The organism is Citrobacter sp. C1, assembly GCF_014596895.2.
Taxonomy (GTDB): Bacteria; Pseudomonadota; Gammaproteobacteria; order Enterobacterales; family Enterobacteriaceae; genus Citrobacter; species Citrobacter gillenii.
This window is the reverse complement of record NZ_CP115035.1, coordinates 266,833-293,331: the sequence shown is the minus strand read 5'-3', so window position 1 is coordinate 293,331 and position 26,499 is coordinate 266,833. Positions and strand designations below refer to the sequence as shown.

24 protein-coding genes are annotated in these 26,499 nt (G+C 54.6%); 5 read left to right on the top strand and 19 right to left on the bottom strand.

Annotation, left to right across the window (positions count from 1 at the left end; genetic code table 11):
* Positions 1-12: 12 nt before the first annotated feature.
* From glgA to asd, 5 genes are all read right to left on the bottom strand, one after another.
* Positions 13-1,446 (bottom strand): glycogen synthase GlgA, encoded by a 1,434-nt coding sequence (gene glgA / locus IB214_RS01400; RefSeq protein ID WP_115257288.1) that lies wholly within the window; start codon positions 1,444-1,446, stop codon positions 13-15.
* A complete protein-coding gene (gene glgC, locus IB214_RS01395; protein ID WP_115257287.1) occupies positions 1,446-2,741 on the bottom strand; it encodes a glucose-1-phosphate adenylyltransferase in 1,296 nt (431 codons plus the stop codon). Before glgC ends, glgA begins: the two co-directional genes overlap by 1 nt.
* A 17-nt stretch (positions 2,742-2,758) precedes the next feature.
* Positions 2,759-4,732 (bottom strand): glycogen debranching protein GlgX, encoded by a 1,974-nt coding sequence (gene glgX, locus IB214_RS01390; RefSeq protein WP_117342471.1) that lies wholly within the window; start codon positions 4,730-4,732, stop codon positions 2,759-2,761.
* A complete protein-coding gene (glgB, locus tag IB214_RS01385) occupies positions 4,732-6,915 on the bottom strand; it encodes a 1,4-alpha-glucan branching enzyme (protein ID WP_117342472.1) in 2,184 nt (727 codons plus the stop codon). Before glgB ends, glgX begins: the two co-directional genes overlap by 1 nt.
* Positions 6,916-7,228: 313 nt before the next feature.
* Entirely contained in the window at positions 7,229-8,335 is a 1,107-nt protein-coding gene (gene asd / locus IB214_RS01380; RefSeq protein ID WP_096759248.1) for an aspartate-semialdehyde dehydrogenase, read from the bottom strand.
* A gap of 189 nt (positions 8,336-8,524) precedes the next feature.
* Between asd and yhgN the strand changes: the two genes are divergently transcribed.
* Entirely contained in the window at positions 8,525-9,118 is a 594-nt protein-coding gene (gene yhgN / locus IB214_RS01375) for an NAAT family transporter YhgN (protein WP_003023480.1), read from the top strand.
* A gap of 1,014 nt (positions 9,119-10,132) precedes the next feature.
* A complete protein-coding gene (locus IB214_RS01370) occupies positions 10,133-10,579 on the top strand; it encodes a hypothetical protein (protein WP_117342474.1) in 447 nt (148 codons plus the stop codon).
* An 88-nt stretch (positions 10,580-10,667) separates the two neighbouring features.
* Here the strand turns inward: IB214_RS01370 and gntU are convergent, their stop codons facing one another.
* The 5 genes from gntU to IB214_RS01345 form a co-directional block, all read right to left on the bottom strand.
* Entirely contained in the window at positions 10,668-12,008 is a 1,341-nt protein-coding gene (gene gntU, locus IB214_RS01365) for a gluconate transporter (protein ID WP_115257284.1), read from the bottom strand.
* A complete protein-coding gene (gene gntK, locus IB214_RS01360; RefSeq protein ID WP_096759246.1) occupies positions 12,008-12,538 on the bottom strand; it encodes a gluconokinase in 531 nt (176 codons plus the stop codon). The genes gntU and gntK overlap by 1 nt, the downstream gene beginning before the upstream one ends.
* Positions 12,539-12,678: 140 nt before the next feature.
* On the bottom strand, positions 12,679-13,674 hold the full coding sequence (gene gntR, locus IB214_RS01355) for a gluconate operon transcriptional repressor GntR (protein WP_096759245.1): 996 nt from the start codon (positions 13,672-13,674) through the stop codon (positions 12,679-12,681).
* Positions 13,675-13,802: 128 nt separating this feature from the next.
* On the bottom strand, positions 13,803-14,498 hold the full coding sequence (gene yhhW, locus IB214_RS01350; protein WP_117342475.1) for a quercetin 2,3-dioxygenase: 696 nt from the start codon (positions 14,496-14,498) through the stop codon (positions 13,803-13,805).
* 123 nt (positions 14,499-14,621) lie between these two features.
* Positions 14,622-15,659, bottom strand: coding sequence for an oxidoreductase (locus tag IB214_RS01345; RefSeq protein WP_117342476.1), 1,038 nt, complete (start codon positions 15,657-15,659; stop codon positions 14,622-14,624).
* Between the two features lie 470 nt (positions 15,660-16,129).
* On the opposite strand from IB214_RS01345, the gene yhhY reads away from it, so the two are divergent.
* Together yhhY and IB214_RS01335 are read left to right on the top strand one after the other, a co-directional pair.
* Positions 16,130-16,618: an N-acetyltransferase gene (yhhY, locus tag IB214_RS01340; RefSeq protein WP_096759242.1), complete on the top strand. Its 489-nt coding sequence runs from the start codon at positions 16,130-16,132 to the stop codon at positions 16,616-16,618.
* A 44-nt stretch (positions 16,619-16,662) separates the two neighbouring features.
* Positions 16,663-17,547: a hypothetical protein gene (locus IB214_RS01335; RefSeq protein WP_117342612.1), complete on the top strand. Its 885-nt coding sequence runs from the start codon at positions 16,663-16,665 to the stop codon at positions 17,545-17,547.
* A 47-nt stretch (positions 17,548-17,594) separates the two neighbouring features.
* On the opposite strand, the gene ggt is transcribed toward IB214_RS01335, so the two are convergent.
* A complete protein-coding gene (gene ggt, locus IB214_RS01330) occupies positions 17,595-19,337 on the bottom strand; it encodes a gamma-glutamyltransferase (protein WP_117342477.1) in 1,743 nt (580 codons plus the stop codon).
* 118 nt (positions 19,338-19,455) lie between these two features.
* On the opposite strand from ggt, the gene IB214_RS01325 reads away from it, so the two are divergent.
* Positions 19,456-19,899 carry a DUF2756 family protein gene (locus tag IB214_RS01325; RefSeq protein WP_115257277.1) on the top strand — a complete coding sequence of 148 codons (444 nt, stop codon included), beginning with the start codon at positions 19,456-19,458 and terminating at the stop codon, positions 19,897-19,899.
* Here IB214_RS01325 and ugpQ read toward each other — a convergent pair.
* The 8 genes from ugpQ to livF all read right to left on the bottom strand — a co-directional run bounded on the left by ugpQ (position 19,896) and on the right by livF (position 26,499).
* Positions 19,896-20,639: a glycerophosphodiester phosphodiesterase gene (gene ugpQ / locus IB214_RS01320; RefSeq protein ID WP_115257276.1), complete on the bottom strand. Its 744-nt coding sequence runs from the start codon at positions 20,637-20,639 to the stop codon at positions 19,896-19,898. The genes IB214_RS01325 and ugpQ overlap by 4 nt on opposite strands.
* Entirely contained in the window at positions 20,636-21,706 is a 1,071-nt protein-coding gene (locus tag IB214_RS01315; protein ID WP_117342478.1) for a sn-glycerol-3-phosphate import ATP-binding protein UgpC, read from the bottom strand. Before IB214_RS01315 ends, ugpQ begins: the two co-directional genes overlap by 4 nt.
* Before the next feature lies 1 nt (position 21,707).
* Positions 21,708-22,553 (bottom strand): sn-glycerol-3-phosphate ABC transporter permease UgpE, encoded by an 846-nt coding sequence (ugpE, locus tag IB214_RS01310; protein WP_115257274.1) that lies wholly within the window; start codon positions 22,551-22,553, stop codon positions 21,708-21,710.
* Positions 22,550-23,437 (bottom strand): sn-glycerol-3-phosphate ABC transporter permease UgpA, encoded by an 888-nt coding sequence (gene ugpA / locus IB214_RS01305; RefSeq protein ID WP_096759234.1) that lies wholly within the window; start codon positions 23,435-23,437, stop codon positions 22,550-22,552. The genes ugpE and ugpA overlap by 4 nt, the downstream gene beginning before the upstream one ends.
* 104 nt (positions 23,438-23,541) lie before the next feature.
* Positions 23,542-24,858, bottom strand: a complete 1,317-nt coding sequence (gene ugpB, locus IB214_RS01300) for a sn-glycerol-3-phosphate ABC transporter substrate-binding protein UgpB (protein ID WP_096759233.1) — start codon at positions 24,856-24,858, stop codon at positions 23,542-23,544.
* A 253-nt stretch (positions 24,859-25,111) separates the two neighbouring features.
* Positions 25,112-25,480, bottom strand: a complete 369-nt coding sequence (locus IB214_RS01295) for a type II toxin-antitoxin system death-on-curing family toxin (protein ID WP_117342479.1) — start codon at positions 25,478-25,480, stop codon at positions 25,112-25,114.
* Positions 25,477-25,698: a type II toxin-antitoxin system Phd/YefM family antitoxin gene (locus tag IB214_RS01290; RefSeq protein ID WP_096759232.1), complete on the bottom strand. Its 222-nt coding sequence runs from the start codon at positions 25,696-25,698 to the stop codon at positions 25,477-25,479. Before IB214_RS01290 ends, IB214_RS01295 begins: the two co-directional genes overlap by 4 nt.
* Positions 25,699-25,785: 87 nt before the next feature.
* Positions 25,786-26,499: a high-affinity branched-chain amino acid ABC transporter ATP-binding protein LivF gene (livF, locus tag IB214_RS01285; RefSeq protein WP_096759502.1), complete on the bottom strand. Its 714-nt coding sequence runs from the start codon at positions 26,497-26,499 to the stop codon at positions 25,786-25,788.

Here is a 26,499-nt window from a genome sequence, read left to right as displayed (position 1 = left end):
ATTCCTGGATATCTATTTCAAGCGATAGTAAAGCTCACGGTAGGATTTCGCCGCGACTTGCCAGCTAAAATCCATGGCCATTGCCTGACGTTGTACAAACCGCCAGAGCGAAGGGCGCGACCACAACACGAAAGCACGCCGGATTGCCCGCAACAGCGACCAGGCATTACTATCTTCAAATACAAACCCACTGGCGATACCGTCCGCCAGGTTTTCCAGCGAACTGTCGGACACCGTATCAGCCAGCCCACCGGTACGCCGCACCAGCGGTAGCGTACCGTACTTCAGTCCATACAATTGTGTTAAGCCACACGGCTCAAAGCGACTGGGCACCAGAATAACGTCAGCCCCGCCCATAATGCGGTGCGAGAAGGCCTCATGATAGCCAATCTGTACACCCACCTGGCCCGGATGCTCTGCCGCTGCCGCAAGGAAACCTTCCTGCAACACCGGATCGCCCGCACCCAGTAACGCTAACTGTCCGCCCTGCTCCAGTAAACCGGGCAGCGCTTCCAGCACCAGATCCAGCCCTTTCTGGCTGGTCAGGCGGCTCACGACTGCAAAAAGCGGCACTTTGTCGTTAACCTTAAGCCCCATCGCAATCTGCAGTTCACGCTTATTCTCGGCTTTGTCTTCCAGCGAGTCACGCGTGTAGCGCGATGCCAGCAGCAGGTCCGTTTCCGGACTCCAGATGTTTTCATCAACGCCGTTCAGCACGCCGGAAAGACGTCCTTCACGATGACGCTGCTGCAACAATCCCTCCATCCCATAGGCAAATTGCGCCTCGGTGATTTCCCGCGCGTAGGTCGGGCTAACCGCCGTAATATGGTCGGCGTAGTACAACCCCGCCTTCAGGAAAGAAATCTGCCCGTTGAACTCCAGTCCATGCACATTAAAGAATGACCATGGCAATTGGATGTCATCCATATGCTTTGCATAAAACATGCCTTGATAGGCCAGGTTGTGCACGGTGAACACCGATTTCGCCGGGTGGCCGCGTGCCGCCAGATACGCCGGGGCCAGACCTGCATGCCAGTCGTGCGCATGCACCACATCCGGGCGCCAGAATGGATCAAGCCCGCAGGCCATTTCGCATCCCACCCAGCCGAGCAGCGCAAAGCGCAGGACGTTATCAGAGTAAGCAAACAGGTTGGTATCGTGATACGGGCTGCCGGGACGGTCGTAGAGGTGCGGCGCGTCAATCAGGTAAATACCGACGCCGTTGTAATGGCCGAACAGCAGCGTGATACGTCCGGCAAAGGTATCGCGCCGCGTCACGACCTGCGCATCAGGAATGCCGCGACGGATATCCGGAAACGCCGGGAGCACGACGCGGGCATCCACGCCATCGGCAATTTGCGCGGCCGGCAACGCGCCAAGAACATCTGCCAGTCCCCCGGTTTTTAACAGGGGGAACATCTCTGAACATACGTGTAAAACCTGCATTATCGCTCCTGTTTGATCTGCAGTTTGCGCAGCATTTCACGCGTGACCAGCACAATACCTTCCTCTGAACGATAGAAACGACGTGCATCTTCTTCCGCGTTTTCACCAATCACCATGCCTTCAGGGATGACGCAGGCACGGTCAACGATGCAGCGGCGTAAGCGGCATGAACGCCCGACCCACACTTCAGGTAACAACACTGCCGAATCAATGTTACAGAAAGAATTCACCCGCACCCGCGGGAACAGAACAGACTGCACCACCACCGAACCGGAAATAATACAGCCGCCAGAGACCAGCGAGTTCAGCGTCATGCCGTGGCTACCGGAGCGGTCCTGCACAAACTTCGCCGGCGGCAGTGATTCCATGTGTGTGCGAATCGGCCAGTCCTGATCGTACATATCCAGTTCCGGGGTAACCGACGCCAGATCGAGGTTAGCCTTCCAGTAGGCTTCCAGCGTCCCAACGTCGCGCCAGTACGGCTCGGATTCCGGGTCTGACTGTACGCAGGATTTAGGGAATGGATGTGCATAAGCCATGCCAGCTGCGGTAATTTTCGGGATGATATCTTTGCCAAAGTCGTGGCTGGAGTTTTCATCGAGATCATCTTCTTCAAGTAATTCATACAGATAATCGGCATTGAAAACATAGATCCCCATACTGGCAAGGGATCGGGTCGGATCGTTTGGCATAGCCGGTGGATTCGCCGGTTTTTCCACGAATTCGATGATTTTGTCGCTGTCGTCGACGTCCATGACGCCAAAGGCGCTGGCTTCCTCAATCGGCACCGGCATACAGGCCACGGTGCAGCGTGCGCCTTTTTCGACGTGGTCGATCAGCATGCGCGAATAGTCCTGTTTGTAGATATGATCGCCCGCGAGGATCACCACATATTCCGCTTTATAGCGTCGAATGATGTCCAGGTTTTGGGTGACCGCATCTGCCGTACCGCGATACCAATTTTCACCCTGCATTCTTTGCTGGGCAGGCAGCAGATCGACAAACTCGTTCATCTCTTCACTGAAGAACGACCAGCCGCGCTGAATATGCTGCACCAGCGTGTGGGACTGGTACTGGGTGATCACGCCAATACGGCGGATCCCGGAGTTAATACAGTTGGATAAAGCAAAATCGATAATGCGGAACTTACCGCCAAAATGCACGGCAGGCTTAGCACGTTTGTTGGTTAAATCTTTCAGGCGGGTACCACGACCACCGGCCAGGATTAGGGCAACAGATTTTAATGGCAGCTGGCGCGCCAACATTACACGATCGTTCTTCTCTAAACTCACCATGACTAACTCCTTTTTTATCATCTTTGGAACACACACAGTCCGTGCGCAGGTCCCTGCCAGACAGCCGTAATAACCGGATTATCCTCTCCGGCAAATGGAGGAACGGCATGCCATTCCCCTTCAGGTAAAACGATATCTGTCACCTCAAGCGTGGCGTTTATCACGATCAGAAAACGGTCTGAGAGCAGGATCTGCATCTGCCTCGGGCCGTTTTGCCACTCATCCGCACTTAAGGGTTGTGCGTATCGGTTCAGCCAACGCACATTGCCGTCGCCCTCTTCCCACCAGCGATCGTCTGTTAAGGCAGGGATCTGCTGGCGAAGATGAATCAACGCGGCGGTGAATGTGGTTAGCCCGCTGTTTGCCTGCTGCCAGTCCAGCCAGGTTAAGGCGTTATCCTGGCAGTAAGCGTTATTGTTACCGTGCTGGCTATGACCATGTTCATCTCCCGCCAGCAACATCGGTGTACCCTGAGAAAGCAGCAACGTCGTCAACAGGGCATGCATGCTGTCGCGTCGCCGTTCAATCAGGTCCAGCGTGCCGCCTAATCCTTCTTTACCATGATTGTCGCTGTAGTTATTGCTAGTGCCGTCGCGATTTTCCTCACCATTCGCTTCATTGTGCTTATTTGTGAAGCACACACAGTCACGCAGCGTAAAACCATCGTGCGCCGTCACCAGATTGACCGATGCGCTGGGTTTGCGACCAGGGTGTTTAAACATGTCGCTGGAAGCCGCAAAACGTCCGGCAAACTCCCCAAGGGGCAGATTACGCTGGAGCCAGAAGCGTCGACTTGCATCGCGGAAATGGTCATTCCACTCAGCAAACGGCGGGGGAAAATTCCCAACCTGATACCCGCCTTCACCGATATCCCATGGCTCCGCAATCAGCTTAACGCCTGAAAGCAGCGGGCAGTTTTGGATTGCGGTAAACAGCGGCGCATCCTGACGAAACGCAGGCGTACGCCCCATGACGGATGCTAAATCAAAACGAAAACCGTCCACATGGCAGGTTTCCACCCAATAGCGCAGGCATTCGCACGCATACTCCACGACACCGGGATGGCTCAGGTTGAGGGTGTTCCCACAGCCGGTCCAGTTGTAGTAATCACCATCGTCCCTGATCCAATAATAGCTACGGTTATCAATTCCGCGCAGGGAGAAGACTGGCCCTTCAAGATCCAGCTCAGCGCTGTGGTTCAAAACGATATCGAGAATGACCTCAATCCCCGCTTTGTGTAGCGCTTTGACGGCATCGCGAAACTCATCCAGCGCGTGTTCAGGTGAGCAAGCATAGGCCGGATGCAGTGCAAACATGGCTACCGGGTTGTAGCCCCAGTAGTTCGACAGCCCCAGCCGCTGCAGTCGCGGCTCGCTGGCGAAATGCACCACGGGCAGCAGTTCCAGCGCAGTAATGCCGAGACGCTTGAAATAGTCGATCATCACCGGATGACCGAGCGCTTTGTAAGTGCCGCGAATCTGTTGCGGAATGTCCGGGTGCAGATACGTCAGCCCTTTAACATGCGCTTCGTAGATAACGGTATTGCCCCACGGCGTGCGCGGCGGGGCATCGTCTTCCCAGTCATAATGGTCTGACACCACCACGCTTTTCAGGGCAATCGCCGCGTTATCGTGATGATCCGGTTCGTTCATTCCACCGTGCAGCAGCGGGTTATCTTTTAACTCGCCGTCGACCCGGCGCGCACAGGGGTCAATCAGCAGTTTCGCCGGGTTAAAACGGTGTCCCTGCTGCGGCTGCCACGGACCATGTACGCGGTAACCGTAGCGCAAACCGGGCCGGGCATCGGCCAGATAGCCGTGCCAGACATCACCGCTACGCCCCGGCAAATCATAGCGATGCTCACAGCCTTGCTCATCGAATATGCACAGTTCGACGCGCTCGGCATGCGCCGAAAAAAGGGTGAAATTAACGCCATGGCCGTCATACGTTGCACCATGGGGGGTGGCATTGCCGGTTGCCAGTTGTGTCATCACCCCTCCCGCATCAGCCAAATCGTGGCCAGCGGCGGCAACGTCAGGCTCAGTGAATGCTGGCGACCGTGGCTGGCAATTTCATCGCTTTGTACTGCGCCGCCGTTGCCGGTATTGCTACCGTGGTAATGCATCGAGTCTGTGTTGAGGATTTCTCGCCATTTGCCCGGTTGATTGATGCCAAAGCGGTAGCCGTGGCGAGGTACCGGCGTAAAGTTGCTGGCAACAATGATTTCATTACCGGCGTTATCACGACGAACAAAAATCAGCACCGACCGTTCGTTGTCATCGACCACCAGCCATTCAAAACCATAGCCGTCAAAGTCGAGTTCATGCAGCGCTTTGTGATGACGATAAGTGTGGTTCAGGTCGCGCACCAGACGCTGTACGCCGTGATGCCAGTTATCCCCCCCCTCCAGCAGATGCCAGTCGAGGCTGGCGTCGTGGTTCCATTCACGGCCCTGGGCAAACTCATTACCCATAAACAGCAGCTTCTTACCCGGGAAGGCCCACATCCAGCCATAGTAGGCGCGCAGGTTGGCAAACTTCTGCCACGCATCGCCCGGCATGCGGTCGAGGATCGATTTCTTACCGTGCACCACTTCATCGTGTGACAGCGGCAGCACAAAGTTCTCGGTGTAGTTGTACAGCATGCCGAAGGTCAGCTTATCGTGATGGTGCTGGCGATAAACCGGGTCCAGCTTCATGTAGTCCAGCGTGTCGTGCATCCAGCCGAGGTTCCACTTGTACCAGAAACCTAAGCCGCCCATGTCCTGCGGTCTTGATACACCGGCAAAATCGGTCGATTCTTCCGCCATACTCACCGCGCCCGGTACCTGTTCGCCAAGAATACGGTTGGTATTACGCAAAAATTCGATGGCTTCGAGGTTCTCACGCCCGCCGAATTCGTTCGGGATCCACTCGCCGTCTTTGCGGCTGTAATCACGGTAAATCATCGACGCCACGGCATCCACGCGCAGCGCGTCAATACCAAAGCGCTCAATCCAGTACAGGGCGTTACCTACCAGATAATTACTGACTTCACGGCGACCGTAGTTGTAGATCAGCGTGTTCCAGTCCTGGTGATAGCCTTCGCGCGGGTCGCTGTGCTCATACAAGCTGGTACCGTCAAACTGAGCCAGGCCGAAGTCATCCGATGGGAAGTGACCGGGTACCCAGTCGAGGATCACGTTCAGCCCCGCCTGATGCGCGGCATTCACAAAATAGCGGAAGTCATCGCGCGTGCCGAAGCGTCGGGTCGGCGCATACATGCCGGTCGGTTGGTAGCCCCAACTGCCGTCAAACGGGTGCTCGCTAATCGGCAACAGCTCAATATGGGTAAAGCCCATCCACTTCACATAGGGGATCAGTTGATCCGCCAGTTCGCGATAGCTCAGCCAGAAGTTGTTGTCCGTATGGCGACGCCACGAGCCCAAATGCACTTCGTAGATAGAGATCGGCGCATCAAACTGGTTGGCTTTTTTGCGTTCCTCCGTTTGCACCACTTTTTCGGGCAAACCGCAGATCACCGACGCCGTTTCCGGACGCATTTGCGCTTCAAAGGCATACGGGTCGGCTTTAACACGCAAATGACCGTTGGCATCGATCATCTCGTATTTGTACAGCTGCCCCTGCTGTGCACCGGGGATAAACAGCTCCCAGATTCCGCTCTCTTTGCGCAGGCGCATAGGGTGGCGGCGACCGTCCCAGTAGTTGAACTGCCCTACTACCGAAACGCGTCGTGCGTTCGGTGCCCAGACGGAAAAACGCGTGCCGGTCACGCCGTCCATGGTATCCGCATGTGCGCCCAGCGTTTCGTACGGGCGCAGATGCGTCCCTTCGGACAACAGCCAGGCGTCCATATCCTGAATAAGCGGGCCAAAACGGTAAGGGTCATCGATCAGATTCTGCTGTCCATGCCAGACAACAGCCAGCTGATAGCGAAAGAAATTTTTACGGCGGGGAATTACAGCACAGAAAAAACCGCGAGGGTCGAGGCAATCCAGCTTGCCGACTTTGCGTCCGGTTTTTGGTTCGATCACCCACACTTCGGTGGCGTCAGGTAAAAGAGCACGGACTTCAAGTCCGGCGTCAGTTTGGTGCATACCGAGTACGGAAAAAGGATCCGCAAAATGGCCTGCAATTAGCGCATTAATCACGTCTCTATCGATACGAACGGACATGGTTGTCATCCTGTTTTATGGTGTCACCCCTTCCAACTGATTTTCGACATCAGGTAGTGACACTTTTTTTGACCTGAACGACGCAGCACAATTGTGCATCCTCTCTGCGTCGTCCCACCTTCAGGCAACAACTTAATACCTCCGGTATTAAGTCACTCTTAAAGAATAGCCAATGCTTTATCTTACTCCCGGTAAAAAATGAAACATCTGCGCTTACTCCTGTATTACGCAAAAAAAAGGGCGACTCAGCACCCAATGTTTAAACACGGTCTGTGTCTGCCGGATGGCGATATGCTTATCCGGCAGTCCCGCATTACGCTAGCTGACGCAGCATCCGGCGCAATGGTTCCGCAGCACCCCAGAGCAGCTGATCGCCCACGGTAAAGGCTGACAGGAACTCCGGCCCCATATTCAGCTTACGCAGACGACCGACTGGCGTGGTCAACGTACCGGTAACGGCCGCTGGGGTTAACTCACGCATGGTGATATCCCTATCGTTTGGCACCACTTTCGCCCACGGATTGTGCGCAGCCAGCAGTTCTTCCACGGTCGGAATCGACACATCTTTTTTCAGTTTAATCGTGAACGCCTGGCTGTGGCAGCGCAGTGCGCCGACGCGCACGCACAGACCATCCACCGGGATCACGGAAGACGTGTTAAGAATTTTGTTGGTTTCCGCCTGCCCTTTCCACTCTTCGCGGCTCTGGCCGTTATCGAGCTGTTTGTCGATCCACGGAATCAGGCTCCCGGCCAGCGGGACGCCAAAGTTATCAACCGGCAGGGAGCCGCTACGGGACAGGGTTGTCACTTTACGTTCGATATCGAGGATAGCAGAAGAAGGGGTCGCCAGTTCATCGGCCACATGGCTATACAGATGGCCCATCTGCGACAGCAGTTCACGCATATGACGCGCGCCGCCGCCGGAAGCCGCCTGGTAGGTCGCCACGGACACCCAGTCCACCAGATCGTTGGCGAACAGACCGCCGAGTGACATCAGCATCAGGCTAACGGTGCAGTTACCGCCGACAAACGTCTTGATGCCGTTGTTCAGGCCATCGGTGATCACATTCTGGTTAACCGGATCGAGAATAATGATGGCATCGTCTTTCATGCGCAGTGAAGAGGCCGCGTCAATCCAGTAACCCTGCCAACCGCTTTCACGAAGCTTTGGATAGATTTCGTTGGTATAATCGCCGCCCTGACAGGTCACAATAATGTCGAGCGCCTTCAGCGCATCGAGATCAAATGCATCCTGAAGCATGCCGGTGGAGGTCGCACCAAACGTCGGTGCCGCCTGCCCAAGCTGGGAAGTAGAAAAGAAAACAGGGCGAATGGCGTCGAAGTCGCGTTCTTCTACCATGCGTTGCATGAGTACAGAGCCGACCATACCGCGCCAGCCGATAAAACCAACATTTTTCATAGCGTTTTTTCCTGCAGAGATGTGTGCTGTGTATGTACGCCATTATCCTGTGACGTATCCTTCACCATACAAAAAGCAGCCAAAGTCGCAAGTGAAATTAATCAATGATAGCGAAGCCATCAGTAATGCGACTTATCCCGCTGCGCTCGCAAGCAGAAAGTCCGCGGTAATTATCAGGGAATTTGAGTTATGAATGAAATCATTTCAGCGGCAGTTTTATTGATCCTGATTATGGATCCGCTCGGAAATCTGCCCATTTTCATGTCCGTATTGAAACATACTGAACCGAAACGCCGTCGCGCAATTATGATTCGCGAGCTGTTTATTGCGCTGCTGGTGATGCTGATATTCCTGTTTGCGGGCGAGAAAATTCTGGCATTTCTTAACCTGCGCGCGGAAACCGTGTCGATCTCCGGGGGCATCATTTTGTTCCTGATCGCCATCAAGATGATTTTCCCCAGCGCCACCGGTAACAGCACCGGACTGCCCGCAGGCGAAGAGCCGTTTATCGTTCCGCTGGCCATTCCGCTGGTGGCGGGCCCCACCATCCTGGCGTCGTTGATGCTGTTGTCGCATCAGTACCCGAATCAGATGGGACATCTGGTGATTGCCCTGCTGATCGCCTGGGGCGGAACGTTTGTGATTTTATTGCAGTCGTCGCTGTTCCTGCGCCTGCTGGGTGAGAAAGGGGTTAACGCGCTCGAGCGCCTGATGGGGCTGATTCTGGTGATGATGGCAACCCAGATGTTCCTCGATGGCGTACGGATGTGGATGAAGGGGTGACGCACTCATATTACGCCGGGTGGCGGCTTCGCCTGACCCGGCCTACGATGTGGATGTGTGCTCGTTTGTAGGCCCGGTAAGCGCAAGCGCCACCGGGCAACCGTTTTGAAGCTGGAGAGCATGGTATTTCAGAGAACGGTTCCGTTCACTTATTCCTCCAGGCTACCGGGCCGGGCGCGAGGCAGCGTCCATGTAAAACGCGCCCTGAACCCGCATCCCTGCGGGTTCTCCCGGCCTTACGGAAACGCGTCGGCAATTTTCAGCCGGACCAGCCCACACCTGACCACCTGACCACCTGAGCTTTTACTTGAATACCTCTGAACAGCAAAACGGATATAGCTGAAAGCCAGAGCGCTGAAGCAACACCCTGGTCCGGCTGAAAATCGATGAGGTGTTGACGGCTGACCGGGTCTGCCCGCAGGGATGCGGGCAGAGGGGACGGCCTGCATGGATGCAGGCTCGGCCCCGACCCGACAGGCAGACGGAATAAGACGAATAACTCGCGTAGCGACGATTTTCCCGCCGGGAGCCTGGGTTGCAAGGGAGGCGGCGGTGAGCCTCCCTTGCACGTTCACGGGCATCAGCGCTTCAGAGAAATGACACCACTCAGGTGAACGGAACCCTGAGCAATAATCACATGTTCACCCTACATGCTTAACTGAACGGCATTGCGCTGTAATGCCAGGTATTCCTTATGCTTTTAAACCGCTGAGAAAACGTATTTTCATTTCTGCGAAGCGCCTTCCGGAATACGCTCTTGTCAGCATCGCGGATTAGCATTATCTTCTCGCTGCTCCTGCAAAATCAGGTGCCGGGATTGGTCCCCTGATTACCTCATTCGCGATAAAATCACTTTTATCGTGCGACCAGTTACACCTCTATGGTGGGCTGGACGGTGGCGTCGTAAGACGCGCCGGTATCCAATGAGGCCGGTAGGACCAACTCCGTTCAGCCCGCCACCAAAAGGTTGGTCCCTTAGGTGGTGGTAAAATTTGACTCATTGGAGGCTGCCCTATGGCGACTACCCCTCTCTTTTCACACTCTTTATTTACCCTGCCCTTTAGCCATGCCACAGATTTCACCGAGCTGGCGGATAACTGCGAGCGTTTTGTCGAAGGACTTGTTGAATGCCATGACCCGGTTGAAAAACTGGCTATTTGTGCGCGGCTGTCGGCCTGTCTGGCACTATTGCAACCAACCTTAACGGAACCTGTACCGCATCACCTGCAAGCCAGCCTGACGGTGGAAACATTCCCCACCCGTTCTCCGCTCTTTGAGCCTGAACCCGACCAGATGGGGCGCTACTGTCAGTTATTAACGCACCTGCTGATGAGTAAAACGCTGTCTGACGAGATGGAACGCGTGGCGGGTGACTTACTGCAGGATCTGGTGGAATATTTCGCCGATACGCTAAAAGCACCGCGCTGGCTGAAAACAGAAGAAGGGTTGGTCGTGCTATAAAAAAGCCGGGTAGCGCTTACCCGGTCTACGGTGTGGAAATGTGCTCGTTTGTAGGCCCGGTAAGCGCAAGCGCCACCGGGCAATGCCCTCAGCTCAATAGCTGGAAAGCAATCATACCGACAATTGCACCGACCGTGCCGAGGATGGTTTCCATCATCGTCCAGGTCTTCAGCGTTTGCGCTTCGGTCGCACCAGTGAACTTACCGAACAGCCAGAAACCGGCGTCATTCACGTGACTGACCACGATAGAGCCACCCGCGATACAGATAGACAGGGCCGCCATCTGCGCGCCGGAGAAGTTCAGCTGTTCAATCACCGGCATCACCAGACCGACCGCCGTTAAGCAGGCCACGGTTGCAGAACCCTGAATGATACGCACCGCCGCTGCCAGCACAAAGCAGGTGATGGCAATCGGCAGGCCCATTCCGGTTAATGCTTCACCCAGTGCCGGACCGACACCAGAATCCACCAGCACCTGCTTGAATACGCCACCAGCACCGATCACCAGCAGAATAATCCCCGCCGGTTGCAGCGCATGACCGCAGATCTCCATCACTTTGTCTTTTGGCATCCCCTGGCGAATGGCCAGGCCGTAAATCGCCACCAGGCACGCCACCAGAATAGCGGTGAACGGGTGACCGATAAACTCGAACCATTCGTAGGTTGAAGAACCGACCGGCACAAAGCGTGCGGCGATGGTTTTCAGACCCACCAGTACCAGCGGCAGCAGGATCAGCGACAGGCTGAAGCCGAAGGACGGCATTTTGCCTTCACCCAGATGCGGCTCGGTAATGTCTTCCGGCACGTGCAGCTCAACGTAACGGCTGATAAAATTGCCCCACAGCGGCCCGGCGATAATCATGCCCGGGATCGCCGCACACAGGCCAATCAGGATCATCCAGCCAAAGTCGGCGTGCATCTGAGAAGCCAGCAGCATCGGTGCGGGCCCCGGCAGCAGAAACGCCGCCGCTGCCGCCACGCCCGCAAACAGCGGAATGACCAGCTTAACCAGGTTGGTACCGGTGTGGCGCGCCATCGAGAACGCCACGCTTATCAGCAGCACAATCGCCACTTCAAAGAACAACGGTAATGCGCAAATCAGACCGGCCAGGCCAATCGCATAGTGCGCGCGACTGTGACCAAAGGATTTCAGCATTTTGACGGCAATCTGATCGACCGCGCCCGTTTCATGCAAAATCTTACCGAACATGGCACCGAGAGCGACCACAATCGCCAGGAAGCCCAGCGTGCCCCCCATCCCTTTTTCCATGGTGGCCGCGATTTTATCGAGCGGCATACCGGAAAAGAGACCTGCACCAATAGACACCACCATCAAAGCAACGAAGGCGTGCATACGCGCCTTCATTACTAAAAACAGCAGTAATAAAACAGACCCTACTGCTGTTAAAACAAGCGTTAATGTAGTCACTACTTACTGCCTTGGTTTATAACCTCAATGGTGCTCGCTACCACACCGTCCAGTGGTTGATCGATATCCACCACCAGTACATCGCTTTCGTCCGCACCCGGTTCTTCCAGCGCATCAAACTGGGTAACCAGCATCTGCGTTTTGAAGAAGTGACCTTTGCGCGCTTTCAGGCGGCTTTCAATCACGTCGAAGTCCCCTTTCAGGTAGATGAAAGAGAGATTCGGATTGCCTTCGCGAAGCAGGTCGCGATAGTGTTTTTTCAGCGCAGAACACACGATCAGCGAGACCTTGTTGGTACGCTGCATCGCAAAGGCGGCATCATTGAGCGCCTGTAACCACGGCTTACGGTCGTCGTCGTTCAACGGCTCACCGGCGGCCATTTTCGTGATGTTGCTGCGCGGATGGAGAAAATCGCCATCAAGAAACGCGGCCTGCAGTTGATGCGCCACTTCGCTGGCGACAGCAGATTTACCGCTGCCCGATACGCCCATCAGAACGTAAACGTGGTGATCATGATTAGTCGTGCTCAAAGCGTTGCCCCCACTGGTACAAGAATCAGGAATTGTTACGGGTAACTGTTATCGGTAACATTGTCCAGCCGGACAAATGGAGAAGCAATATCCATTCGTGCTCGAAGTGTATAAGTGTGAGCTACGTCAAACTTGTCGGCTTAAATAGATCCGCCCGGTGACAAGGTGAAACCTAAATCTAACATTTTAGGTGTGACTGCTTCACCGCGGATACGCGCCAGCAGACGCTCAGCGCCAATGCTGCCCATCCGTTCACGCGGCGTGAGCACGCTCGCCAGACGCGGTTCCATCACCTGCCCGATGTCATGACCGTGGAAACCAGCAATCGCCATATCATCCGGAATTTTCAGCCCTAAGCGCTGGCATTCAAATGCCGCCCCGACCGCCAGGTCATCGTTAGTACAGAACACACCGTCCAGCTGCGGGTATTCACGCCGCGCCTGACGGATAAGCTCAATGCCAGACGAATAGGAAGAAGATTGTTCCACCATCACGCTATACGGCACCAGACCGGCGTCGCGCATGGCCTGCTCGTAGCCCCTCTGTTTGATAATAGTTCGTTCATCCAGACGCGCTCCCAGATAGGCAATGTGGCGATGCCCACGCGCGATAATGGCGGCGGTCATCTGGCGGGCGGCTTCGAAGTTGTCAAAACCGACGGCGATATCAAGACACGGAGACTGGCTGTCCATCAGTTCAACCACCGGGATCCCCGCCACTTCGATCATTTTCAATGTACGCGGGGTGTGGCTGCGTTCGGTGAGGATCAGGCCATCGATATTCCACGATAGCATTGATTCCAGACGTTCCTGCTCCATCTCGGGCTTATAGCCGTAGTGCGCCAGCATGGTCTGATAACCGTGGCGGTCAGTCACGGCCTCAATGCCGCGTAACACTTCAGCAAAAACCTGGTTTGTGAGAGAGGGTAACAGCACGCCGATAGCACGACTGGTAGCATTTGAAAGGATATCAGGAGCACGATTGGGAATATAACCCAGCTCATCAAGTGCAGCGGCAATTTTGCCCCGCAGCGCCACGGAGACCTGCTCCGGGTTGCGCAAAAAGCGACTGACCGTCATTTTGGTCACGCCCACGCGGTCGGCTACATCCTGAAGTACGGGTCTTTTCTTTTTCATCGTCCTGAAGCGTTAAAAAGGGATAGATTCCCCGAGTTTACCACGGACGTGCGGATTTAATGACAAACGATGAAAAGCCGGATGGCGACGCTGTCGCGTCTTATCCGGCCTACAAGGGTTACAGCACGTTATACAGGCGGCAAGTCAAACAGTAACACTTCGCTGTCGCTGTCGGCATGAATCGAAATGGCCTGTTCATCCCAGATTGCCAGACCATCACTGGTGGACGCTTTGGTTCCGTTGATGGTGACATTGCCTTTCACGACCTGGATCCACACGCGGCGTTCCGCGGCTATCTGATGTACCGATTGCTCATCTTTGAGCAGCGCCCAGCGGTACAGCTCCATATCCTGGTAAACCTTCAGCGAACCGTCACGCGCATTCGGCGACAGCACCAGCTGTTTGCCCTGCGCGGCATCAAAACGGCGCTGCTCGTAGCGTGGCGTAATGCCGTTTTCCTGCGGGATGATCCAAATCTGATACAGGTGCAGCTTCTCGGTGTCGCTTGGGTTGTACTCCGAGTGACGGATCCCCGTCCCGGCGCTCATAATCTGGAATTCACCTGCAGGTACCTGCTCTTTGTTACCCATGCTGTCCTGATGCTCCACCGCACCTTCCAGTACGTAGGTCAGGATTTCCATGTCTTTATGGGGATGCGTACCAAAGCCCTGGCCTGCGTCGATCACGTCATCGTTAATCACGCGCAGTGCCGAAAACCCCATAAAATTCGGGTCATAGTAGTTGGCAAACGAAAAGGTATGCCAGGAATCGAGCCAGCCATGATTTGCATGACCACGGTCGTTTGCTTTGCGTAAGAAGATCATTGTGTTCACCCCCAGATGTTTTCGATGGAGTCAGTGTGGACTCAATCACTCAGGGATCATAGAGGGTGAAAATTGACGCCTCTGTTCAAAAAAAATGAACAAGCCCAGAGGCGTCACTTAGCGCTATTTGGCGAGGGTTATCGTGGCAGGCGTTGCCTGTTCAAAGGCGCGCTCGAGGATCTCGAGGTTAGTAAGAACGTCAGATTCCTTGACGTAATTAGGCATACCGGTGATCAGCGACTGATACAGCGCATCATAGACGCGGCCGTAGTCGCCCACTTCCGGTTTCATCTCTTCTTTCACCGTGATGCCATCATCGTTGACATATTCCAGCACACCCACTGAATCATCGGCGGCAAAACCGGGTTCCCCCGGCATAATATTGGCCTTCAGGCTGGTCTCCTGCTGGTCGATACCGTATTTCACAAACGAGCCTTTAGTGCCGTGAACGATAAACTTCGGATAGTCGATTTTCACCAGGTGGCTGGTTTTGACGATAGCCTTCAGGTCACCGTAGAACAGCTGCGCTTCAAAGGTATCATCAGGATTCGCTTTGTTGCGCAGGCTACGGATGTCATAGGCAACGTGGTCGGGGCGACCAAACAACGAGATAATTTGGTCCAAGGTGTGTACGCCCAGCCCATAGAATGCGCCGTCCTGCGGCAGACCCGGCTGGGTTTCCACCACCGGGCGGTAGTAGTCAAAATGGCTCTCCACTTCAACAATCTCGCCCAACTTGCCGCTCTCAATCGCCTTTTTGGCAGTGAGGAAGCAGGAATCGAAGCGACGATTCTGGTACGGCGTAACGATTAGCCCCTTGCTTTGCGCCAGTTCGAACAGCGCTTTTGCCTCTGCCAGTGTTGGTGTGAACGGTTTCTCCACCAGCACGTTTTTACCCGCTTCCAGCGCACGCTTTGCGTATTCAAAGTGGCTGTCTGCATGTGTGCAGACGATCACCAGCTTCACCTGCGGATCGTTTAATACCTCGTCGAGGTCGCTGGTAAAGTGGATGTGTGAATATTGCGGTGCCTGCTCTTCCGGCTTGGCGTGACGACGGAAGATATGCGCCACGTGCCAGCTGTCTTTGCGGTTGAGAACGTACGGTAAATGGTAGCGGGTGGTACTTTTACCAAACCCAATGAATGCGCAGTGTAAGGTCATGAGGCAATCCTTTTGAAGGTGATTACCTACACCATAGCGCAAAGTGGGGGGAGACTGAATCCATCCTGTCATCGTGCCGGATGCGGCGTGGCCTTATCCGGCCTACAAAAGCAGTAGCCTCAAGATCGGCCGGCGGCGTCGCGGTCAGTTTGTTCACGGCAAGCGTGCAGGGCCCGGAGCGTACTAAATGTACGTGAGGAGCACGAGCACTTCCCGGGGACAAAATGGCAAGTAAGCCAGGCTGAAACAAAACCCCAAAAAAAAAGCCAGCAAAAGCTGGCTAAAGTAATACTGGAAGCAATGTGAGCAATGTCGTGCTTTCAGGTTCTCCGTAGGGTTCCCCTGAACGCAGAGCAATAATAATCATTCTCATTCGCACTTGTCTACTTCTTTTTGCAAAAAAATGCAGTTGACGGATTTTTCTTTCTCAGCGAGTGTAAATACACAATTAACCCTGCAGGAGATAAGGAATGAGTGAGATAGTGATACGCCACGCTGAAAAGAAAGATTACGACGCCATTCGTCAAATCCATGCCCAGCCGGAGGTGTATCACAATACGCTACAGGTTCCTCATCCTTCCATGGAGATGTGGCAAGAACGGCTCGCCGAGCGCACCGGTGTCAAACAACTGGTTGCCTGCATTGATGATATTGTCGTGGGGCACTTATGCATTGAAGTCACCCAGCGCCCGCGCCGCAGTCACGTCGCTGATTTTGGGATCTGCGTAGATGCCCGCTGGCAAAATCGCGGCGTCGCCAGCGCGCTCATCCGCACCATGATCGACATGTGCGACAACTGGCTGCGCGTCGAGCGCATTGAGCTGACGGTGTTTGTCGATAATGAGCCTGCTGTGGCGGTGTACAAAAAGTATGGCTTTGAAATCGAAGGGACCGGTAAGAAATATGGCCTGCGCAACGGTGAGTACGTTGATGCGTACTTTATGGCGCGCGTGAAGTAATGGTTGGGCGAGTCATCTCGCCCTTTTTATTGAAAGGACGCATCGTGAAAAAGGTTTTATCGCTGGTTCTGCTGGCAACGATTTCCCCCGGCTACGCCACGACCGTACAAAATGTGGATTCCATCCCCAACGCCATTCAACATCCGGAAGGTAAGCAGATTTTCGCCGAGCAAATGATGGGGGCAACGCCCGCCAAAGGGTTTGGTGAACTGCCGCAAGGGTTAGAGGTGGCGCAATGGATTAGCTGGGTTGCGCCGAATGAAGACCCCAAAAACCTGATTATGACCGGTGCCAAAGCCTGGGGCAAAAACGGGAAATACATTGGCGTCGCCTGTTTTGCCGATAATCAGGCAGAGGCAGAACAAACCAGGAAACGCGCAGATAACGGCTGTCCGGAAAATTACAGCACCAGCCGCGTCAATAAATTATATCTCGGCGTTTTTTCCTGGCAGAATCAACAGTTGCAGCCGATCGCACGTTCAGAAAAACCGCTGGACCAGCTCTCAACGTGGAATGAAAACGCCGAAGCGCAGAGTGATGATGAGTCCGTCAAACCGCTGGCTTATTACACCAAACTGGATCTGGCCCCTTATCGGATCGCACCCGATACCCTGGCATTCGGGGTACGCGGCGGGTACTCAAATGCGTATTCCGGCGGCGGTGCATTTTATGAAGTGCTGGAGCTCTACGCGATTAAAGACAACAAGATAATCAACGTGTTTTCCAACCTTGTTTACCAATATCAGGATATCGCCGGGGACTGGAATCAGGACGGAACACGACAGCACGACATCAGCGAAAGTAAGTACATCCTGAAAATACGCACGGCAAAGACCGCCGGTTTTTATGACGTAGAGCGTGTTAACCTTGAGGATAAAAGCAGTCGCATATATCGCTGGTCTGAATCACAGCAACAGTACGTTCCCTAGCTGACAGATAAGGCCTACAGCGTATAGCACGATGTAGGCCATTCACCTTAGTACCCCGCCGTTAAATCATCCACGGAGCGTGGGTCAGACGCGCCATACAGTGCGCCATCCGGCCCGACCATAATGCTCTGGGTGCTGCCCATCGCCTCTTTGAGCGCGACTTTTTGCCCTTTCTGCTCCAACAGTTTGATGGTGTCCGGGCTGAAGCCTTTCTCGATGCGCAGCTCATCCGGCAACCACTGATGATGGAAACGCGGTGCATTGGTGGCTTCGGCGACGTTCATTCCAAAATCAATGCTGTTGACCACCATTTGCAGCACAGTAGTGATAATACGACTGCCGCCAGGGCTGCCGGTAACCAGCCAGGTTTTGCCGTCTTTCACTACGATGGTCGGCGACATGGACGACAGCGGGCGCTTATTCGGCCCTACCGCGTTGGCATCACCGCCCACCAGCCCGTAAACGTTCGGGACACCCGGTTTGGCAGAGAAGTCATCCATTTCGTTATTGAGTAGAATACCGGTGTTACCCGCCACAATACCGGTGCCGAAGGTGGTGTTCAGGGTATAGGTCACCGCCACGGCGTTGCCGTCTTTATCCACCACCGAGAAGTGGGTGGTTTGGTTACTTTCGTACGGGGCAAGCTTGCCCGGTTTGATCTGACTGGAGGGTTTGGCTTTATTGATATCGATCTGCTCGGCAAGCGATTTGGCATACGCTTTGTTGGTCAGCGCCTGCCACGGTACCTTCACAAAATCCGGATCGCCAAGGTATTCAGAGCGGTCGGCGTAAGCATACTTCTCCGCCTCCGCCATCACCTGCATGGCATCGGCGCTGCCAAATCCGTATTTCTTCATATCGAAGTTTTCGAGAATATTAAGGATCTGCACAATATGAATACCGCCAGAGGACGGGGGCGGCATCGAGAAGACCTGGTATCCGCGATAGTCGCCGCTAATCGGTTTACGCTCCACGGCTTTATAAGCGGCTAAATCGACTTTGCTCATCAGCCCGCCGTTCTTCTTCATCTCCTCGGCTATCTGATCGGCAATCGCCCCTTTATAAAACGCATCCGGGCCATTCTCGGCAATCATCTCGAGGCTTTTCGCCAGGTTTTTCTGTACCAGCTTGTCGCCCTTTTTTAGCGGTTCGCCGTCTTTCCAGAAAATAGCTTTGCTGTTCTCGTGGTTGGGGATCACTTCGCTGCCGTACGTTTTGAGATCGTCAGCCAGCGCATCGTTTACCACAAACCCCTCTGCCGCCAGCTTCATCGCCGGGCGTACCACTTTGTTGAGCGGCATCGTGCCGTATTTCTCCAGCGCCAGCGAGAATCCGGCCACGGTCCCCGGCGTGCCGGAAGCCAGATGCGAGGTTAGCGATTTTTTACTGTCCGGATTGCCCTGATCGTCGAGGAACATATCACGCGTGGCGTTAGCCGGCGCCATTTCACGGAAATCGATAGCGGTCGTATTCCCGTCTTTGGTGCGCAGCAGCATAAATCCACCGCCGCCCAGGTTCCCCGCCTGGGGATGCGTCACCGCCAGTGCATACCCCACGGCCACGGCAGCATCTACCGCGTTACCCCCCTGCTTTAAGATATCTACCCCAACCTGCGTGGCCATCGCATCCACGGAGGCAACCATCCCCTGCTGCGCGCGCACGGGATGGAACACATCTTCTTCCACGCCATATGATACTGGCGGCGCAGCCGGTGCGGCAGCCGCGCTGAAACAGCTTCCTGAGAGCAGAGCAGCAATGGCTACCCGGCGTATAAACGTCGGTTTTATCATCGTTATTCTCCAGATGTACGGGGGTCTGCCCCCACTAAGCCTGGTGCATAACTCTGAAATAACCATCGTAACGACGAGAAAGGAGTAAACTAAAGAGATCCCCGAGAGGAGAAAAGCGATGAAACGACTCTTGATTTTAGCCATGCTATTGCCGTTTGCAGGCTTTGCACAGCCCATCAACACCATGAACAACCCGAATAAACCGGGTTATCAGATCCCGAGTCAGCAGCGGATGCAGACACAAATGCAATCACAGCAAATTCAGCAGAAAGGGATGCTGAACCAACAGTTGCAGACGCAGACGCGCATGCAACAGCAGCATATGGAAAATCAAATCAACACCAACTCCCAGCGCGTGCGCCAGTCTCAGCCGGGGGAGTTGAATACCAGCCAACAGCAAATGCTACCCAACAACAACGGTGGGATGCTAAACACCAACCGCAATCCGGACAGCACGCTGAATAAACAGCAGCAAATGCTGTCGGAGAAAAAGAACGGCGACATGCTTAAGCCCTCCAGCACGCCGCAGCCTAACGTGCCGTTAAAAACGATTGGGCCTTAATAGGGCTGAAAATCCGGCCCAATGACATCAATGGCATCGGTACAGATGCAATCCACCCCCCAGCGCAATAGCTCTGCCGCGCGCTGGGGACGGTTGACGGTGTACACCAGAATGCGTAACCCGGCATCACGTATCGCATCGACACGCGCTTCATCCAGCAGCGTATAGTTTAGATGAAGAGAAACGCAGCCCAGCCGCGACGTGAGTTCGCGCCAGTCGTCACGCCATTCATCAAGCAGCAGCCCGCGCGGCAGTTCCGGTGCGGCCTGCTGTGCAGCTTCAAGAGCCTCAATGTCAAAGGATGACAGCAGCGGCGGCGTCATGTCAGCCCAGAGTTCACGCGCTGCCAGCGCAACGGCTCTGCCGGTGAGTGCCTCGCTACCCGTAGTGGGTTTAATCTCAATATTGGCCATCATGCGATGCTGACGGCAGCGGTCCGCCACCTGAGAAAGCAACGGCAACGGCTCGCCTTTGAACTCGCCGCTAAACCAGCCCCCGGCATCAACGCGCAGCAGATCCTGCCAGTTCAGCTCCCCTGCGACGCCCCAGCCGTTGCTGGTGCGTTCAAGGTTGTCGTCGTGCAGTAAGAAGATCTCGCCATCTTTTGACAATTTCGCGTCAAATTCGATCATGGTATGCCCGAATCGCGCCCCCACATCGATTGCCGCCAGCGTGTTTTCCGGGGCCAGTTTACCGCCACCACGATGGGCGACAATATGGGGATAAGGCCAGTTACTCATACTCGTTGTCCTGTTTCGCCATCAAAGAGATGCATATGGTTTTCGGGCAGATGCAGCCACAGCGTGCTGCCTGCCGTCGGGCGATGCTGATGCGCCAGCCGCACCACCAGTTTCTGCTCGCCCCAGCGTCCGTGGGCCAGGTTATCCGCGCCCAGCATTTCCAGGGTGTCTAGCACCTGTGGCACGCCGCCTTCGGCCTGCGAGCTTAGCGCAATATGCTCCGGGCGGATACCCAGCGTCATGTTACGCCCAATATGGCGCGAATAATCCTTGCCGAGGGGCAACATCATGCCGCTCTCCAGCTCAAAATGATGGCCCGTGGCGCTGATACGCCCGTCCAGAAGGTTCATGGCCGGGCTGCCGATAAAGCTCGCCACAAAGCGGCTGGCCGGTTTTTCGTACACCTCAACCGGCGTACCGATTTGTTCGGCGACGCCTTTGTTCATCACCAGTACCCGCTGGGCAAGGGTCATAGCTTCGACCTGATCGTGGGTTACGTAAAGTGAGGTGGTTTTCAGTCGCCGGTGCAGATGTTGTAACTCCAGACGCATCTGCACGCGCAGCTTGGCATCAAGGTTGGAAAGCGGCTCATCAAACAGGAATACTGCCGGTTCGCGCACAATCGCCCGTCCCATCGCCACACGCTGACGCTGGCCACCGGAAAGCTCGCGTGGGCGACGTTTGAGCAGTTCGCTCAGCTCAAGGATACGCGCGGCATCGTTCACACGCTCGGCAATGTGCACTTTGCTCATGCCGCGAATTTTCAGCCCCCAGGCCATATTTTCTTCCACACTCATATGCGGGTAGAGCGCGTAATTCTGGAACACCATCGCAATACCGCGATCTTTCGGCTCCATCTCGGTGACGCGCTTATTTTCAATCCAGATATCGCCGCTGCTCACCCGCTCCAGTCCGGCGACCATCCGCAGCAGCGTAGACTTACCGCAGCCGGACGGCCCGACCATTACGATAAACTCCCCGTCCGCAACGTCCAGCGTCAGCGGTTTAATTACCTGGGTTTTACCGTCCCAGCTTTTGGTTACTGCCTGTAGTTTTAAACCAGCCATTTTATTTCTCACTATCGACCAGGCCACGCACAAACGCGCGCTGCATGGCTAACACGATGATTACCGGAGGGATAAGCGTTAGCAGCATAGCTGCCATCACGTGGTTCCACTGCGTCGTACCTTCACCGGTGGCGATCATGCCTTTGATACCCGCCACCGCCGTGCCCAGGTTCACGTCGGTAATAATCAACAACGGCCACAGATACTGGTTCCAGCCGTAAATAAAGGTGATGACGAACAGCGCCGCCAGATTGGTTTTTGACAGCGGCAGCACGATGTCGCGGAAAAAACGCATCGGTGATGCGCCGTCAATACGCGCCGCTTCCACCAGCTCATCTGGCAGGGTCATAAAGAACTGGCGGAACAGGAAGGTCGCGGTGGCGGATGCCATCAGCGGCAGCGTCAGACCTGCGTAGCTGTCGAGCATTTTCAGGTTGGCGATCACCTCTACCGTCGGGAAAATTCGCACCTCCACCGGCAGCATCAACGTAATAAAAATCATCCAGAAGAACAGATTACGCAGCGGAAAGCGAAACCAGACGATGGCGAATGCGGAGAGCATCGACACCGTGATTTTCCCCAGCGTAATGCTGAACGCCATGATGAAACTGTTGAGCATCATCAACCAGAATGGTGCGCTGTTCACGCCCACCCCGTTGACCCAGATAGTGTGCATGTTATCCAGCAGATGGGTTCCGGGGACCAGCGTCATCGGCGTGTCATATACCGCCTGGTTGTCCAGCGTCGCCGCCACAAACGCAACGTACAGCGGGAACAGGATCACCATGATCCCCAGAATCAGCAGGGTATGGCTGAATATTGTCAGCCAGCGACGGTTCTCAATCATTGGTAACGCACCTTACTTTCCACATAGCGGAACTGCACCACGGTCAAAATAATAACGAGGAACATCAGCACCACCGATTGTGCAGCGGAAGACGCCAGATCCAGCCCGACAAATCCTTCACGGTAGATCTTATAAATCAGCGTGGTCGTCGCCTGCACCGGTCCGCCCGCCGTGGCGGCATCAATCACCGGGAAGGTGTCAAAGAAGGCGTACACCAGATTCACCACCAGCAGGAAAAAACTCACCGGGGCAATCAGCGGCAACGCCAGCTTGAAGAAGCGCCGGATTGGACCCGCACCGTCAATCGCGGCGGCTTCTATCAGCGAGCGAGGAATAGACTGTAATGCGGCAAAGAAGAACAGGAAGTTGTAACTAATCTGCTTCCAGACCGAGGCAAATACCACGAGGAACATGGCCTGGCCGCTGTTTTGCGCATGATTCCAGTCATAGCCAAACTCACCGAGAAAATGCGTAATCAACCCGCGCCCTGGATTAAACAGAAAGATCCACAGCACCGCAGCGACGGCAGGGGCCACCGCGTAAGGCAGCAGCATCAGCGTCTGGTAGAAACGGCTGCCGCGCACCACGTAATTCACCAGCGCGGCAAAAAACAGCGACACCAACAGACCGCTTACCGTGACTAACGTACTGAACTTGATGGTGGTCCAGAACGAATCAAGGTAGTACGGGTCATGAAACAGCGCGACAAAATTATCCAGCCCCACGAACTGGCTGGAAAAACCAAATGGATCGACGCTTTGTAGCGAATACCACAGCGCTTCACCCGCAGGCCAGATAAAGAAAATGAGGGTGATAGCCAGCTGCGGGGCCACCAATAAATAGGGTAGCCAGCGCGAGCGGAACACCGGTCGGGATGAGGACATGACAGTTCTTTTCCTGGAAGGTGCCGGATGGCGGTGCAAGCACCTTATCCGGCCTACAAACGCTGTAGGCCTGATAAGCGCAGCGCCATCAGGCACTTATACACTTAAGATTTGGTCGACTGCTCGAAGCGACGCAGTAACTGGTTGCCGCGCTCAACGGCGGTATCTAACGCTTGCTGTGGGGTTTTCTTACCGGTCCAGACGCTTTCCAGTTCCTCATCCACGATGGTGCGGATCTGCGGCATATTGCCCAAGCGCAGTCCTTTGGTGAACGGCAACGGTGGCTTGTTCAGCATCTGACGCGTGGCGGTATCCGCCCCCGGGTTCTTGTCATAGAAGCCCTGTTCGCGGGTCAGATCGTAGGCGGCGGTGGTGATCGGCAGATAGCCCGTTTTCTGGTGCCATTCAGCTGCAATTTCAGGCTTCGCCAGGAAGTTAAGGAACTGCGCCACGCCAGCGTAGGTTTCTTTGTCTTTACCCTGCATCACCCACAGGCTCGCACCGCCGATAATCGCGTTCTGCGGGGCACCTTTCACGTCGGCATCGTACGGCATCATACCGACGCCATAGTTGAATTTCGCATAGTGACGGATGTCGGCCAGAGAGCCGGAAGAAGCAGTGGTAATCGCACAGTCACCGCTGTAAAACTTCTCGGTGGATTCATCTTTGCGCCCGAAGTAGCTGAAATCACCCTTCTTGTTTAGCTCTTGCAGCAGTGCAATATGTTTCACCTGCTCCGGCTTATTAAACTCCAGCACCGCATCGGTACCGTCAAAACCATTGTTTTTAGTGGCGACCGGCAAACCGTTCCAGGCACTAAAGTTTTCAATCTGGATCCACCCCTGCCAGCCGCTGGCATAGCCGCACTTCATGCCTGCAGCCTTCAACTTCGCGGTGTACTCCGCCAGGTCCTGCCAGGTTTTTGGCGGCTGTTCAGGGTCTAAACCGGCTTTTTTGAAGGCATCTTTGTTGTAGTACAGCACCGGGGTGGAGCTGTTAAACGGCTGGGAGAGCAAATGTCCGGTTTTAGAGTCGGTGTAATAACCGGAAACCGTCGGCACAAACTGAGACTCATCAAAGTTAATTCCAGCCTCTTTGAACACTTCATAGACCGGCTTAATTGCCTTTGAGGCCATCATGGTTGCCGTCCCGACTTCGTAAACCTGCAGCAGAGCAGGCGCGTTACCGGTACGGAATGCGGCAATCCCCGCGCTCAGGCTCTGCTCATAGTTGCCTTTGTACTGCGGAACGATTTTGTAGTCGGGATTGGATTCATTAAAACGTTGCGCCAGTGAATCAACTTCTTTACCCAGTTCGCCTTCCATTGAATGCCAGAACGGGATAGTGGTGACGGCCAGTGCCTGACCTGCAAATGCCAGGCTGATTGCCAGTCCTAAAGCTGTATGTCGTAACGATTTCATCGGTTATCTCTCTTGTTGTGCCGGATGCGCGATATCACGCGTTTTATGCTCGCGGGGGTAACATGACATGCTCGAATGACAGAAAAATAACTTTTTTATTACAAAAAAAAGATAGTAAGGCGACAGAGAGATGGCAAGGCAGTGAAGGTTATGAGAAGGGAAAATGGGAGCTGAGACACGGATGGAGGCGTTACGCTTCCCTGGGAAATGGCCCAAGTTTCTACAACGCCGGAAGGTGAGTACGGGCTGGACGTTACTGTCGCAGACGATGTGCAATCTGTTCTAACGAGAGTCGTCCCGCTGCGGCTTCAACCGTCATGGCAACAAAATCGGGGTTTGCAGACAGCGCGATCCCATTACGCTTTAAAAACAGCAAAGTAATAAACAACGCGGTCCGTTTGTTACCATCATTAAAAATGTGCCCACGAGAAATGGCCAGCAAATGCATGGCTGCCAGCAACCACACATCGGTCACACCTTCATATTCAATTTGATTTAATACCCGGTACATCAGCGCTTCCGCACGACCAGGATCAGGCATGCCTGTAACTCCAGGCGTCACGCGGAGCAGCCTGTCGTGAAACTGTATTATCTCTTCCGCTGAGATAATTTGTAGTGTCATTTATCCGCCAGCTCCCTGATTTCATTACCATGAATCATCATAATGTCAGCAAATTCATCATCCAGCCTGGCGGCCTGATAACGTTCAAACTCTTCTGCGCTAATGATGACCGCAGGTTTATGACCGCGTCGCGTAATGGTGACGGGGACTCCGGTAACCGCACTATCCAGCACTTCAGCCAGATTCTGTCTCGCTTCACTATAGTTAACTGTACGCATGGAAACCTCCTGAACTGTACAAATTAATTGTACAACTAATATGTACAAAAAAGGAGCCATTTCGGCTCCTTTTCTCAGTAGAGAGTATTACCCGCCCAGATAGGCGCTGCGCACCGCTTCGTTGGCCAGCAGCGCATCGCCGGTGTCCTCCAGTACCACATGACCGTTTTCCAGCACGTAGCCGCGATCGGCGAGCTTCAGCGCCTGATTGGCGTTCTGCTCGACGAGGAAGATGGTCATCCCCTGCTCACGCAGCTGTTCGATGGTGTTAAAGATCTGCTGGATGATAATCGGCGCCAGCCCCAGAGATGGTTCATCAAGCAGCAGCAGACGTGGCTGGCTCATCAGCGCGCGGCCAATCGCCAGCATCTGCTGTTCACCGCCGGACATGGTGCCCGCCCGTTGAATACGACGCTCATGCAGGCGTGGGAACAGGTCATACACCCACTTGATACGTTCCTGAAACTGGTTGCGTTCAACAAAGAAGCCACCCATTGCCAGGTTCTCTTCCACCGTCATGCGCGAAAACACGCGACGCCCTTCCGGGACAATCGCCACCGCTTCACGCATGATTTTCGCCGTCTGCCAGTCGGTGATGTCTTTACCATCAAAAACAATGCGCCCGCTGGTCGCTCGCGGATCGCCGCACAATGTGCCGAGCAGCGTGGTTTTACCCGCACCGTTGGCACCGATTAACGTCACGATCTCACCCTGATTGATATACAGACTGACGTCGTGCAGCGCCTGGATCTTTCCGTAGTGGGCGTTCACCTTGTCAAACGTTAACATCGCTTTTTCCAT